Source organism: Lewinella sp. JB7 (genome assembly GCF_024297185.1).
Taxonomy (GTDB): domain Bacteria; phylum Bacteroidota; class Bacteroidia; order Chitinophagales; family Saprospiraceae; genus Neolewinella.
In genome coordinates, this window is record NZ_JANCTD010000003.1 from 246,274 (window position 1) to 259,285 (window position 13,012).

Annotated in this window: 10 protein-coding genes; 4 read left to right on the plus strand and 6 right to left on the minus strand. The window is 60.6% G+C overall.

The annotated features are described in order from the left end of the window. The first annotated feature begins 31 nt into the window (after window positions 1-31). Both NMA52_RS07215 and NMA52_RS07220 read left to right on the plus strand, forming a co-directional pair. Window positions 32-361 carry a DUF3140 domain-containing protein gene (locus tag NMA52_RS07215; protein ID WP_254826985.1) on the plus strand — a complete coding sequence of 110 codons (330 nt, stop codon included), beginning with the start codon at window positions 32-34 and terminating at the stop codon, window positions 359-361. Window positions 362-415: 54 nt separating this feature from the next. Further along, window positions 416-1,846 carry an adenylate/guanylate cyclase domain-containing protein gene (locus tag NMA52_RS07220; protein ID WP_254826986.1) on the plus strand — a complete coding sequence of 477 codons (1,431 nt, stop codon included), beginning with the start codon at window positions 416-418 and terminating at the stop codon, window positions 1,844-1,846. On the opposite strand, the gene NMA52_RS07225 is transcribed toward NMA52_RS07220, so the two are convergent. The 3 genes from NMA52_RS07225 to NMA52_RS07235 all read right to left on the minus strand — a co-directional run bounded on the left by NMA52_RS07225 (window position 1,804) and on the right by NMA52_RS07235 (window position 6,381). Further along, entirely contained in the window at window positions 1,804-3,009 is a 1,206-nt protein-coding gene (locus NMA52_RS07225) for an RsmB/NOP family class I SAM-dependent RNA methyltransferase (RefSeq protein ID WP_254826987.1), read from the minus strand. The genes NMA52_RS07220 and NMA52_RS07225 overlap by 43 nt on opposite strands. A gap of 124 nt (window positions 3,010-3,133) precedes the next feature. Beyond that, window positions 3,134-3,778 carry a hypothetical protein gene (locus tag NMA52_RS07230; RefSeq protein ID WP_254826988.1) on the minus strand — a complete coding sequence of 215 codons (645 nt, stop codon included), beginning with the start codon at window positions 3,776-3,778 and terminating at the stop codon, window positions 3,134-3,136. 56 nt (window positions 3,779-3,834) lie between these two features. Then, on the minus strand, window positions 3,835-6,381 hold the full coding sequence (locus NMA52_RS07235) for a M14 metallopeptidase family protein (RefSeq protein ID WP_254826989.1): 2,547 nt from the start codon (window positions 6,379-6,381) through the stop codon (window positions 3,835-3,837). A gap of 126 nt (window positions 6,382-6,507) precedes the next feature. Between NMA52_RS07235 and NMA52_RS07240 the strand changes: the two genes are divergently transcribed. Continuing rightward, on the plus strand, window positions 6,508-8,178 hold the full coding sequence (locus tag NMA52_RS07240; protein ID WP_254826990.1) for an AMP-binding protein: 1,671 nt from the start codon (window positions 6,508-6,510) through the stop codon (window positions 8,176-8,178). A 63-nt stretch (window positions 8,179-8,241) separates the two neighbouring features. Here NMA52_RS07240 and NMA52_RS07245 read toward each other — a convergent pair whose 3' ends face one another. The 3 genes from NMA52_RS07245 to NMA52_RS07255 form a co-directional block, all read right to left on the minus strand. After that, complete coding sequence (locus NMA52_RS07245; protein ID WP_254826991.1) at window positions 8,242-9,453, minus strand: acyl-CoA dehydrogenase family protein; 1,212 nt, start codon at window positions 9,451-9,453, stop codon at window positions 8,242-8,244. An 18-nt stretch (window positions 9,454-9,471) separates the two neighbouring features. Then, on the minus strand, window positions 9,472-10,386 hold the full coding sequence (locus tag NMA52_RS07250) for a sugar phosphate isomerase/epimerase (RefSeq protein ID WP_254826992.1): 915 nt from the start codon (window positions 10,384-10,386) through the stop codon (window positions 9,472-9,474). Between the two features lie 102 nt (window positions 10,387-10,488). Then, a complete protein-coding gene (locus tag NMA52_RS07255; RefSeq protein WP_254826993.1) occupies window positions 10,489-12,060 on the minus strand; it encodes a carboxylesterase/lipase family protein in 1,572 nt (523 codons plus the stop codon). A 228-nt stretch (window positions 12,061-12,288) separates the two neighbouring features. Between NMA52_RS07255 and NMA52_RS07260 the strand changes: the two genes are divergently transcribed. Then, complete coding sequence (locus NMA52_RS07260) at window positions 12,289-13,005, plus strand: NUDIX domain-containing protein (RefSeq protein ID WP_254826994.1); 717 nt, start codon at window positions 12,289-12,291, stop codon at window positions 13,003-13,005. Window positions 13,006-13,012 lie beyond the last annotated feature (7 nt).

Below are 13,012 nucleotides of genomic sequence, written 5' to 3' on the forward strand. Positions count from 1 at the left end.
CGCGGGCTTCTACAGGAAAATTCAGCGGACAATGGCCGATAAATCGACTCAAGAAATTTACGACGCTTTCCGGGAAGCGGTCAATATGGCCCCCCAGGAACTGGAGAACTGGCTGGCTACCGATGCATCCAAGTCCGTAGGGGATGACCGGGAGGGCGAAAGCACCGGACATAAGAGCGGAAAGAAAATCGTCGCGATCAAGCGCAAGAAGAAGGCTGACCTGACCGACGCGGACTACCAGCACATGAACAAGGTCGTAGGGTACGTGCACCGCCATCTGGCCCAGCGCCCCCAGGGCGACATCGAGGATACGAACTGGACGTACAGCCTGAAGAACTGGGGCCACGACCCCACCAAGTAGCCCTTCGAGTACCGTTCCGGTCCCGGCGACCGCCAGGGACTATCTTGCACCCCGATGCCCCACCCCATGAACCGGTTTTGCCTGCTCTTTATCCTGCTCTGCCTGGCTCCTGCGTTGCCCGCCCAAAACCGGTACGACGGACAAATAACGGCCATCGAGCAGATGATCGGCCAGGGTAAATTCCGGCTGGCCCGGGCGCAGAGTACCGCCCTGGCCGAAGAGGGCCGACAGCAACAACTGTCCAATATCGAAGCCTACGGCCACTACCTCCACGGGCGTGCCCTCCTCGAAGATCCTGCCTCCAGCAGTCAACAGCGGGTGGAGGGCGTGCAGTACCTGCGCATGGCCTCCCGGGGCTTCACCGACGGCGGGATGGTGGCAACGGTAGATTCCATTGCCGCGCGACTCAAGGATATCCGGGGCGGAGACACGATCACCATCCGGGAGCTTCCGGAAGTTCGGGATATGCGACTAGCCAACCGGCTGAGCGAACGGATCACGGAGGAAGAACTGGATCAATCGGCGCTCAGCGCCATTGTCGTTTTGCAAAATCGGGAGATCGAAGCACTGAACGACAGCCAGTTGCGACAACTGGTGCTGCTCCAGAAGAAGGATATGGAGATCGATTCCTTTCAGTTTCAGACGCTCAACGACAGCATGCTTCTGATGCGGCAGCAAATGCTTCTCGACGAGCAGCGGTCCCTAACCCGGGAAGAGGTGCAGCGGCGGAATTTTCTCATCGTCCTGGCGGGGGGAGTACTGGTCGCCCTGGGTCTACTATACCTCCGGTACCGGTCGGTGCGGCGATATCAGTCCTTGCTCAGCGAGAAAAACATCCGAATTCAGGAAGAACAGCAACGCTCTAACGATTTGTTGCTCAACATTTTACCATATACCGTCGCACGGGAACTTAAGGCCACTGGTAAGGCAACCGCGCGTCGCTACGAGAGCGCCACCGTTATGTTCTCCGACTTCGTAGGTTTCAGCAAGATCGCGAGCAACCGGGAACCGGAGGAACTGGTGCGGCTGTTGGATCAGACCTTCCGGGCCTTCGACGAAATCATCGAGCGGCACGGGCTGGAGAAGATCAAGACCATCGGGGATGCTTACATGTGCGTCGGCGGCGTACCGGTAGAGGAAGACGATCACGCCGGCAACACGGTGCGGGCCGCCCTGGAAATACAACGCTACCTGGAGAAGGACAGCATATTCCGGGCCCGCATCGGCATCCATAGCGGCCCCGTGGTGGCCGGCGTAGTGGGCCGCAACAAGTTTGCCTTCGACATCTGGGGCGATACCGTTAACCAGGCCGCCCGCCTCGAAAAGGCCGGAACGCCGGGGGAGGTCACGATAAGCGCTACGACCTGCGATCTGCTGGGAGCTGCCTTCGATTGCCGGCACGTAGGCATCTTCGAAGCCAAAAATATCGGCGAGATGGACCGCTACGTCGTGCGGGAAAGCCGACTGACGAAAAACCCGTCGTAACCGTCCCGCTGCGGTAGAAAGGACTGCCGGTGCTCGAGCGTCCACTGTTGTCCGGCCGCGGACGCCAGAAAGGTCTCCAACTGTCGTTCGTTTTCCTGCGGAAGGATGCTGCAGGTAGCGTAGACCATCTTACCCCCCGGTTTTACCATACGGGCGTAACGCTCCAGGATCTGTTGCTGCTCCGCCACGACGCGGTCGATCGTGTCGGGCGTGAGCTTCCACTTGGCGTCGGGGTTGCGGCGTAGTACACCGAGTCCCGAACAGGGTACGTCGAGCAACAGCCGGTCGGCCTTTTCCGTCAGTCGCTTGATCACCTTGGAGCTGGTGATGGGCCGGGTTTCCAGGTTGGCTACGCCGTTGCGGCGGGCGCGGCGCTTGAGTTCGTCCAGTTTCCAGCCGTGAATGTCGAGGCTGAGGAGCCGTCCCTTATTTTCCATGAGCGCCGCCAGGTGCAGACTTTTCCCGCCCGCTCCGGCACAGGCATCGATCACGGTCTGCCCGGGCGCTACCTCCAGGGCGGGCGCGGCCTGCTGACTGCTGTAATCCTGAAGCTCGAACAGGCCGTTTTTGAAGGCCTTGGTGGCAAACAGGTTCTTGCGCTCCGTGACGAGCAGGGCATCGGCGTCGATCGGCTCTACTACAATGCCCTCCCCGGCCAGCTCGGACCGGACGGTGGCGGGATCCGTCTTCAGTCGGTTGACCCGCAGCACTACCGGAGCTTGTTCGTTCAGGGCGCCGATGGTGGCTGACCACTGGTCCCCCAGTTGTTCCTCGCCGAGCTCGTCTAGCCAGTCGGGGATGCTTTCACGCAGAGCACGATCCGCGCGGGCGGCCGCCAGTTGCTCCCGGACCGCCGCAGCGTCCAGGCCGGCAAATTCCCGCCAGGGCGGCAGCTCCTCGTTACCATTCAGCAACAGATGTATCCCGATGAGTCGCCACCAATCGGCTTTGGTCCGGGGCTCGTCGCCGGCCAGATGACTGTACAGACGGTAGTAGCGAACCACTCCATACGTATGCTCGGCGATGAAGGCCCGGTCCTTACTGCCGCGGCGTTTATCGGCCTTGAGCACGCGGGCGATCTCCCGATCGGCGTAGGCACCGTTCATGAAGATATTGAGCAGTGCCTCGGCAATGGCGTCGATCTGGGCGGCGTAGAATTTCATGTAAAATATTTGGGCGGTACCGCCGGTGCGGCGCACCGGGGAGCGCGCAAAGGTAGCGCGGCAACCCGCTGCGGGTATACCCTGGGGCAGTAATTACCTAATGTCTTCTTGCCGCGACCTGGTGTCAGGCAACTTCCCGTAGAAACTCCTCGATGGACAACTCGACAATAGTTCCATTGTCGACATTGGCCAGCGGACAGTCCTCATCGAAAAACGCGACGGTACGCAGCGGGCTGGGCAGCGGGCGGTATCCTTCCAGGAGGAACGTGTGCGAGGTAACCGTAAGCGGATTTTCTACCTGGATGGTAATTACTACGTGCTCCGGGCAGGACAGGCCCGTTACCGATTCTCCGTAGTGGTAGACCATCGTTCGGCGCTCACCAACAGCAAAAAGTTGGAGGACTCTTTCGCTCTCGTAACCGTACACGAACTGGTGGTCGATGCAGGGATACCGGTGGAGCCGGACCGTCTCGCTAGCCAGAATCCTCCGAAAGTAATCGGCCATCGCGCGGTCTGCCTGATTGTCTACAAAATTCATCATGGCGACGCCCCCCACCAGCATTGCGGCTACTGATCCCGCTACGGACCAGAAGGTCATCGTTCCGCTGGTCCAGATACCGTAGCCCGCGACCACCGCCAGGAAAACGGCAATCTTGCACAGTACGTCGGGTGATAAAGGCCGTCGGCGAGCTCCCCGGTCGTAGTGCTCGTGCACGCGCTGGAGTACGGCACGCTGCTCCCACGTTAGAGGACGATCGAAGGTGGTCATTACTAAATATACGACCAGCCGAGGTAATGGTGTCGGTGAATCGCGATCCGTGTCTCCTACTCCACCGCCGACCCGGAAATGGTGTGGCCGAACATGATCGCGTTCATGAACAGCCGGTTTCCTCCGTACCAGAAGCCCCGGAAATTGGGATTGCTGGCGAAGGAGATGGTACGACCGCCACCCTTACCACTCACGATCACGCCCGCCGAACCGGCCGCCGCCTGGGCAAACTCCCGGGGGCTGTAGCCGCTGAGCAAGGGTTCGTCCGTGTACCGCAGCGGAGTGGCGTAAACGTTTTTCGCCGGCTCGTAAAGCAGGGTTCCGGTGCGGAACAGGGGAATCTCCTCCCGTTGCATTCCGAAAAGCAGGGGGTGGGTAAGGTCCGCCCGGGCTTCGTAAATGGACCCGCCGAGTACTTTGCCGCTGTAATCCCGGTAAGCTTTGGCGTAGGGGCGCTGGGTGATGGAGGAGTCGGGGTTCGCCACCTTGCGGGTCTTGACCTTCGCCAGTCCGTTTTCGGCGGCCCAGGTGCCGGCCCGCTCCATCGTGATCAGCACCCGGTCGCTTCCCATCCAGCGCTGTAGTGCCTCGGTACCCTTGGCACCCAAGCCGCTGTAGTTGCCGTCGACCATCACGATCGTGTTGTAGCGACTCAGGTCGGTACTACCGACTTCGTCCATCGCCAGTTTGGTGATCGGAATTTCGAAGCGCTGATCGAGGAGATGCCAGACTTCCCCGGCGTCCAGGCTGCTGGTGCCTCCCTCGACGATCAGGGCGATCTCCGGCTTGCGGAGGGTCTGGTAGGCCGAGCGGGACCCGAACATGAGTCCACCGGCATCCACCGTGCCGCTGCCGGCCGGAATGAAGTCCAGTCCGGTCTCCCGTTCGACTTCGGTGACGATCCGGTGCAGTTCCTCGGCCGTCATGCTTTGTCCGATGACGGGTACCATAACCGTCCCGCGCCCGAAGGCATTAGCGGAAGACCCGGTAGAGAAGGGCTGGTCGCTCACCTTGACCCGCACGCCCCGGTCCAGTAACTGGTAGATCGCCTTGGTCGCGTAATAGTCGTTGGCCGGGAGCAGGTAGGCGTACTCCGCGGATGCGTGGTCGACCTCCGGGCGGGGTGCCTCCCGATCAAAACGCGTCCAGTTGCGACCACCGGGAGCGCCGCCGCTGACCTTGCGGAAGGGCAGGTTGAAGGCCATGGGCAGGGAGAAGGTGGATACGTCGTAGAACAGGCTGTCCTCGAATTCTAGGATAGGTTCGAAGGCCGCCTCACTGAAGGGCGTTTTGGGCACGTAATACGCTTCGGTGTCGCCACTACCTCCGTGCTGAACGGGAAGGCCGTGCCGCGAGAGAATATTGGCCAGTTCGCGGGCGCGGCCTGGGTCGTTATCGGCCTCGATGAGGTAACCGTCGGGAGATACGCCGCCGATGGTGAAGTTGCGCTGGTAAGTCAGGAGGTCATTGCGCAGGGCGGCAAAGGCCTCCAGGGTGCTAAGCGCCGTAGTTACTTGGTTACGCACGGTGAAGGGAAAGGACAGCTCCCCGTTCTCCGTGTCCTGCAGGTGACCGCGGGAACTCGCCTGCTCGAAGAGGATGCCCACCGCGCCGTGTACGTCGGGATAGGTAGAGCCCTTACCGTAGTAGAAGTCGTCGTAGCCCTCACCGCTGTAGTAGAGGGAGCCGATCTTATCGAGGGCCGCCGCGTGGTAGGTTCCGATCTTGGCGGTCAGGTCCTGGTTGATCTGGGGGGTGGAGGGGTGCACGCGGGTGGGGGCGCCCGGCATGAAGAAGAAGGTGGCATCCTTCCCCATTTCGTGGTGGTCGGTCAGCACGTTGGGCATCCAGCGGTGGAAGGCGGCGATGCGGGCGCGGCTCTCGGGATGCTGCACGGGCAGCCAGTCGCGGTTCAGGTCGAACCAGTAATGGTTGCTGCGGCCCCGGGGGTAGGCTTCGTTGTATTCGCGGTCGGCGGGGTCGGCCGTCAGCGTTTTATTCTTGTGGCTGTTGACCCAGCTGGCGAAGCGGTTCAGGCCGTCCGGGTTGTACGACGGGTCGAACACCACGATGTTGTTCTCGAGCACCTTACCCACCTCGCTCATAGGGGCGGCGGCCAGGTAGTAAGCGACCAGGGGGGCGGCGTTGGCACCGCTGGGTTCGTTGCCGTGGATGCTGAAGCCCTGGTACAGTACGGCCGGTACGCGGTCGATATCATTTTCGGAGAGGCCCCCGTCCTGTTTGTTCCAGTTGAGGTGCAGCGCGCGCATGTCTTCCAGCTTGTTCCGGTTTTCGGGGCTGGTGAAGATCAGGTTAAGCAGGGGGCGTTGCTCGTACGATTTGCCAATCTCTACGAGCGTAATCCGGTCACTGCTGGCGGCCAGCAGGCGCATGTACGCCTGTTGCAGGTCGTGGGAAATATGCCAGTCGCCGATCTGCCAACCAAGGAATTCCTCGGGCGTCGGGATAGCGGGATCGTAGTTGAGGTCGGGCAGGTAGTAGGTCAGTGGCCGGTCGGCCTCGCTGTTGACGGTTTGGGCGGGTACGCGGGTGCCGACTAACAGGCAGAGGAGCAGTAGGAGTTGGTGGGTTGTTCGGGGCAAGCTTGTTCTATTATTGGTTGTCGCGGAAATATAGTGCATTTTGGTGGTGGCCGGCGATACGTACTCCGCTACCGACCCCTACAAACCGATTACCTTGCAGCCCTGGCCAACTGACCGAACCTACTTATGTACAACCTCACCACCCTGGAAGCTTTCTACCGTCGGGAAGCTTCTGATCCCGATAAGCCGTTCTTACACCAACCCTTCGGGAAGCGCTGGGAGACCTACACCTGGGGTGAAGCGGGCCAGATGGCCCGCAAAGTGGCCGCTTATCTTCACGATCAGGACCTCAAACCGGGCAGCCACATCGGTTTGGTATCGAAAAACTGCCGCGAGTGGATCATCGCCGACCTGGCCATCATGATGGCCGGCCACGTCAGCGTCCCCTTCTTCGCCACGCTGACCGGCGAACAGATCGCCCAGGTGCTGGATCTTGGCGACGTGGACCTGCTCTTCGTCGGAAAGACCGAAGTCTGGGAAAGCATGCGTACCGGAATTCCAGACGATCTGCCCCTTGTCCGCTTTCCCCATTATTCTGACAACAGTCTGGTAGACCGCGGTAAAGCCTGGGAAGATATCCTGGATGAGTATCCTCCCATGCCCGGACAGCCCCTGCCCGACCCGGACGGCTTGTGGACCATCATTTTCACCTCCGGTACCACCGGTCCGCCGAAGGGTGTAATGCTGAGCCTGCACAACCAGGTCGCCCTGATGCGCGAACTCTACGACCGCAATCCCCTCGCCAACGACTACCAGGGAAACAATCGTTACTTCTCCTTCCTGCCCCTGAATCACGTGGCCGAGCGCGGCACCGTTGAAACCATGTGCCTGACCCACGGCGGTGAAATCTTCTTTACGGAAAGCATCGAGCGCTTCGCCGCGAACCTGCAGGACGCACGCCCGACCTTCTTCTTCGCCGTACCGCGCATCTGGACGAAACTGCGGCAGGGCGTACTGAAGAAACTCCCCCAGGAAAAACTGGATAAGCTGCTGAAAATTCCGGTGGTTTCGTGGTTTATCAAGCGCAAGATTCGGAGGGGACTCGGTCTCGATCAGTCGCGGCGCAACGTGTCCGGCGCCGCGCCCATCGCCCAGGAACTGAAAGACTGGTTCGGCCGACTCGGCATCCCCATTGCCGAAGCCTACGCCATGACGGAAAACGGGGCCGTCGGACACATGATCTACCCCGAACAGGACCGCCCCGGCTCTGTAGGCCAGACCCTCCCGGGAACCGAATGCAAGCTCGACCCCGCCACCGGAGAAGTGCTCACGCGGGCCCCCTATACCATGGTCGGCTACTACAAGCAACCGGAAAAAACCGCCGAGACCGTTGACGCGGATGGCTGGCTGCATACCGGAGACCAGGGCCGTATCGACGAGGACGGTTTTCTCTACCTCATCGGCCGCGTGAAGGACACCTTCAAGACGGCCAAGGCCAAGTTCATCATCCCCAGCGAGATCGAAGATAAGTTCACCGGCAATCCGGACATCGACCAGCTCTGCCTGCTCGGGTTGGGTATGCCTCAGCCCCTGTTGCTGGTCGCTCTTTCCGAGACCGGAGACCAGAAAGGGAGGGCCGCAATCCGCGCCGGCCTTGCCGCCCAATTGCAGGAAGTCAATCAGCAGCTCGCGAGCTACAAAAAGGTGGCTACCATCGTGGTGGTTGAGCAAGCCTTTAGCATCGAGAACGATATGCTCACCCCCACCCTGAAGGTAAAACGCCCCCAGGTACACGCCGCCTACAAGGACCGGATGCCGGGCTGGATCGAGAGCGGAGAGCAGGTAATTTTCGAGTGACCCCGTTGGACGGTCCCCCACCGTCCAACGGCTATAGCGGTCCAACCGCTAGTCACCACCGCCTCACCCGCCCCCCAACCCGGCAATCGTATTCCGCCCCAACTGGTACAGGTGCACCTCGTCCGGCCCGTCGGCCAGGCGGATGCTGCGGGCGTACACGTAAAATTCAGCCAGCGGAGTATCCCCCGACACCCCCAGCCCCCCGTGCACCTGAATGGCCCGGTCGATGACGGTACACGCCATCGTCGGACACACGATCTTGATCATCGCGATCAGGTCCTTAGCTTCCTTGATGCCCCCTCGATCGATCCGGTCGGCGGCCGATAGCGTCAGCAGACGCGCCTGCTCGATTTCGCAGCGGGAGCGGGCCACCTCCTGCCGGATACTGCTGAACTTCGACAGCTCCCGCCCGAACGCCCGCCGCTCGCCCGCCCGCCGGCTCATCATCTCCAGCGACCGCTGGGCGGCACCGATCAGGCGCATGCAGTGATGGATCCGGCCGGGACCCAGGCGGCCCTGGGCGATCTCGAAGCCCCGACCTTCACCCAGCAGCAGATTGGCCGCGGGCACCCGGACGTCGGTCAGACTGATCTCCGCGTGCCCGTGGGGACTGTCGAACGTCCCGAAGGCGCTCAGCGGTCGCTCCACCCGTACCCCGGGAGTGTCGGCCGGCACCAGGATCATACTCTGTTGCAGATGCCGGGGTGCCCCGGCATCGGTCTTACCCATCACGATGTACAGTCGGCAGTCGGGGTGCATCGCGCCGGTGCTCCACCACTTACGGCCGTTGATGACGTACTCCTCCCCCTCGCGCCGGATACTGGTTTCAATGTTGGTAGCATCGGAGCTAGCGACGGCGGGCTCGGTCATCAAAAAGGCGGAACGAATACGGCCTTCCAGGAGGGGATGCAACCAGTCGCGCTGCTGTTCGGCGGTCCCGTACTTGGCCAGCACCTCCATATTCCCGGTATCGGGCGCATTGCAGTTGAAGACTTCGCTGGCCCACGGCACCCGTCCCATCAGTTCGGCCAGGGGAGCGTATTCGACGTTCGTGAGGCCCGGACTGAATGCCCCGTACTCCTCGGGCAGAAACAGGTTCCACAAGCCCGCGGCACGCGCCCGCTCCTTCAGGGCTTCCATCGCGGGGTATACCCGCCAGGGATTGTCCCGGGTAAAGGTCCGGTAATCCGCTTCCAGGGGGTAGATGTGTTCGTCCAGGAAAGCGGACAGGTGCCGGATGTTATCTTGGGTAGTCTCGCTGTACTCGAAGTGCATGACAGCAAGATAACCGCTTTACTCGAAGCCGATTTCTTCCAGACCGGCGTGACTGATGCGAATGGCCTGTAGCGGCGTTTCGTTAAAGGTCGCGTCCTGTTCGACCAGGTAAAATTCCATGCCGGACACCTCTTTTTCCTTTAGGATGCGTGCGAAATCGATGCTTCCCGTACCCACCGGGGCGAAACGCCCCTCGGCGTCCATATCCTTCACGTGCCAGGCCTTGAAGCGGCCGGGAGCCTTCTTAAAGTAGGCCACGGGATCGGCCCCCGCACGGGTTACCCAGTACAGGTCCATCTGAAAGTTGAGGTGATCCGGATCGGAGTGTTCGATGAAGTAGTCAATCGGCACGATGCCCTCCGCGTTCTCCCGGAACTCGAAATCGTGGTTGTGGTAAAGACACTTGATGCCGGCCGCGGCGCACTTGGCGGCAATTTCGTTGATGATGTCCATGACCTCCGCTACCGAGCCCGACATCCCCAGGGTGCGGGTGGCCGGGTCGAAGGTGAAGTGGCCCATGGGCGGGACGGGAATGACGAAGTACTCAAACCCGGCCTCCTTTGCGGCGGCGATCATCTCGTCGGCGTTATCCAGGGTCACGTCGCCGTGGTGGGTGCTCATCGGTTTCAGACCGACTTCGGCGAGGTAAGCCTTAAACTCCTTAGGGGCCATCCCGTAAAATTTGCCGTCCTGGTAACCGGCCGCCTCCACGTACTCGTACCCGAGATCGGCGACTTCCTTCAGTACGCCCCGTGGATTGCTCGCCATGGTGTCGCGCAGCGTGTAGAGGGCGAGTCCGCCGAAGTGGTCATTCACAGCGGGGACCGGCGTAGCGGTTTGTCCTTCCGGTTTGTCCAGCTGACTTCCGCCGCCACAGGCAAATAGGAGCAGCGTAAGGAGCAGTAGGGGAAAACTTAGTCTGGTAAGTCTCATGTATCTATGGTCGTAGTGACGTCGGACCGTTCGGGCGGGGACGCGGGTGCAAAGATGGTTAATGGTGCAAGCTACGCACGGATTCGGTGAAGATCCGGCAAACTAGCGGCTGCTGCCTTCGTTAAACTCCAGCAGCTGGCGATCGGGGTGGAACCGCAGCTCGCTCTCGTTATCGAGCATCATGGTCGCTCCCTCGGCTTCGTTGTAGGCCTTCCAGTCCGGAAGTCCGGAGTGACTTGGATTCCCGCTGCGGGCAAAGTTGATCCAGGACTGGCTAACCTTAGTGGCCAGTACCCTGGCTTCCTCGCCGCCACCCGTCATGTTCACGCAACGGTCGATGTTATTGAAAACGAAAGGCAGTTCGACGCAGTGGATCGCCTTGTACTTACCGTCCATTACGGGGGACTGCCAGGTAAAGAGGTACATGTACACCGGTGCACCGTCGGGCAGACTAGCCTTGGCGTTGGCCTGACGTACGGCGCCCGGACGGAACATCATATCCACGTCGATCAGATCGGAGGGCAGTGAAGTTTCCGGATAGGCGCTACGCACGGCCTCGACAAACTCACCCGCCCGCTCACCGTGGATATTCTCTACGTAAGCCATTATGTCCGCCTCCAGGGCATGAGACAGTCCGGCGCGCAGGGAGGGCATAAATTCGTTTTTGACCGTTCCGATCAGCAGGGGTACGTCGCGGCTGAGTGCCAGAGCCTCCTCACCGGCCGGTTGGTACGGCAGTTGCACTCCGTCGACGCTCGGACCCCAGCTGAGGCCGAACATACCGAAGTCCTGTCCGTCGGCCTTCAACTCCTCTTCCACCACCTTCAGCGCGCGCCCGGAAGCCTCGGCCAGTTCCGCAAACGGCACTTCCCGAATTCGGTCGACCTCCTCCGGGGTGATCTCCAGCTGCCGGAGGGTTTCGGCGCCAATGCGCTGGGTCACCTCCCGGGTCTGCATGTTGGTCCGGAAAGCCCCACTCTGATTAATGGCCTTGTGGAACTTGCCGTGCGCGGAAGGCATGGCCATCAGGGTATTCACCTTCGCTCCCCCACCCGACTGACCGAAGATGGTCACGTTATCCGGATCACCGCCGAAGTTTTCGATGTTCTCCTGCACCCACTCCAGGGCCATTCGGAGATCGACGATCGAATTGTTGGCGGAGGTAGCGTAATCTTCGCCGTAGGCCGAGAGGTCGAGGTAGCCCAACACGTTGAGCCGGTGATTGACCGATACGACCACGACGTCACCCGAGCGAGCCAGATTCTCCCCGTGGTAGGAAGGCAACTCCTGGGAAGAGCCCGCCGTGAATCCGCCCCCGTGGATCCAGAACATGACCGGCCGCTTCCGCGCGTCCTTCAGTCCCGGACTCCATACGTTCAGGACCAGGCAATCCTCGTCGGTATAACCCCAGTCGTGGTCAAAGACGAATTCACTTTCATCGTCCACGGTGGTCACCGGGCGCAGCAGGGGTGCCACCGGTCCGTAGCTCAGAGAACTCCGTACCCCCTCCCAGGGCTCGGGCTTTGTGGCCGTACCGAATCGCTCGGCCCTACCGTAGGGGATGCCCTTGAAGGTGAAAATTCCGTCTATCTGGTAACCGCGCACCTGACCGGACTCCGTCGCCGTGACGGCCTCGTCCGCTCCGGTGATTAGTTGCCCGTTCATTGATGTCATGATGGTTAACATTGCAAATATCAATAGCTTAAAACGCTTCATATCATTTTCATTGTAGGATCAACCAAAGCCTCAAATTCCCAGTGGACCGCCAGGAATCGCCACGGCGGAGAAAGTCCGGGCGCGAATTCCTATTGTCGCACGTTGCTACAATAGTACGGGTGTTAACAGGAATTACCAAATAGATTGTGTAGAATAGCGGCAGCACTTTCCCGTTTTATTCATAGCATGCAAGTTCCTCGTCCATCGGATTACCTTCCCCACCTCGCCTACGACAGCGTCGTATTCGGTTTTGCGGGGGAACAACTTCGGATCCTCATTCTGGAGTACCGCAACACGGGATACCATGCGCTACCCGGTGGATTCGTGGGCCGCGACGAGAACCTGGACGAGGCGGTGCGTCGGGGACTGCGGGAGCGGACCGGACTGGATAATCTTCACCTTCAGCAATTTCACACTTTCGGCAGCACCCGTCGGCACCAACCGGAAGTGATGCGGACCATACTAAGTGCCAACGGATTTCCCGTCGACCAGGCGGAGTGGATGCTGGACCGCTTCATCACCGTCGGCTACTACAGCCTGATCAACTACCACCTCGTGACCCCCCGGCCGGACGCGCTGTCCGACTCCCTGAAGTGGTACGCGATCGACGAGTTGCCGCCCCTCCTGTGGGACCACCGGGAAATGGTCGATAAGGCACTCTACACCCTCCGCCGCAATCTGGACACGATGCTGATCGGAACGAACATGCTGCCCGAACGCTTTACCATCAAGCAGTTGCAACAGGTTACCGAAGCTATTCTGGGGGAGAAGCTGCACCGTACGAGTTTTCAGCGCCGGATGCTGAGTTCGGGTAACTTGCTTCGCCACGAAAAACTCTATACCGGGGGCTCCCACAAAGCTCCCTATTTGTACAGTTTCGTTACGGCCGGGGAGGGGGATTGAGGGGAAA

What these genes read in the sequence shown, in the direction of transcription:
- NMA52_RS07215 (WP_254826985.1), top strand. Translation starts at nt 32, where the DNA reads ATGGCCGATAAATCGACTCAAGAAATTTACGACGCTTTCCGGGAAGCG.
- NMA52_RS07220 (WP_254826986.1), top strand. Translation starts at nt 416, where the DNA reads ATGCCCCACCCCATGAACCGGTTTTGCCTGCTCTTTATCCTGCTCTGC.
- NMA52_RS07225 (WP_254826987.1), bottom strand. Translation starts at nt 3,009, where the DNA reads ATGAAATTCTACGCCGCCCAGATCGACGCCATTGCCGAGGCACTGCTC.
- NMA52_RS07230 (WP_254826988.1), bottom strand. Translation starts at nt 3,778, where the DNA reads ATGACCACCTTCGATCGTCCTCTAACGTGGGAGCAGCGTGCCGTACTC.
- NMA52_RS07240 (WP_254826990.1), top strand. Translation starts at nt 6,508, where the DNA reads ATGTACAACCTCACCACCCTGGAAGCTTTCTACCGTCGGGAAGCTTCT.
- NMA52_RS07245 (WP_254826991.1), bottom strand. Translation starts at nt 9,453, where the DNA reads ATGCACTTCGAGTACAGCGAGACTACCCAAGATAACATCCGGCACCTG.
- NMA52_RS07250 (WP_254826992.1), bottom strand. Translation starts at nt 10,386, where the DNA reads ATGAGACTTACCAGACTAAGTTTTCCCCTACTGCTCCTTACGCTGCTC.
- NMA52_RS07255 (WP_254826993.1), bottom strand. Translation starts at nt 12,060, where the DNA reads ATGACATCAATGAACGGGCAACTAATCACCGGAGCGGACGAGGCCGTC.
- NMA52_RS07260 (WP_254826994.1), top strand. Translation starts at nt 12,289, where the DNA reads ATGCAAGTTCCTCGTCCATCGGATTACCTTCCCCACCTCGCCTACGAC.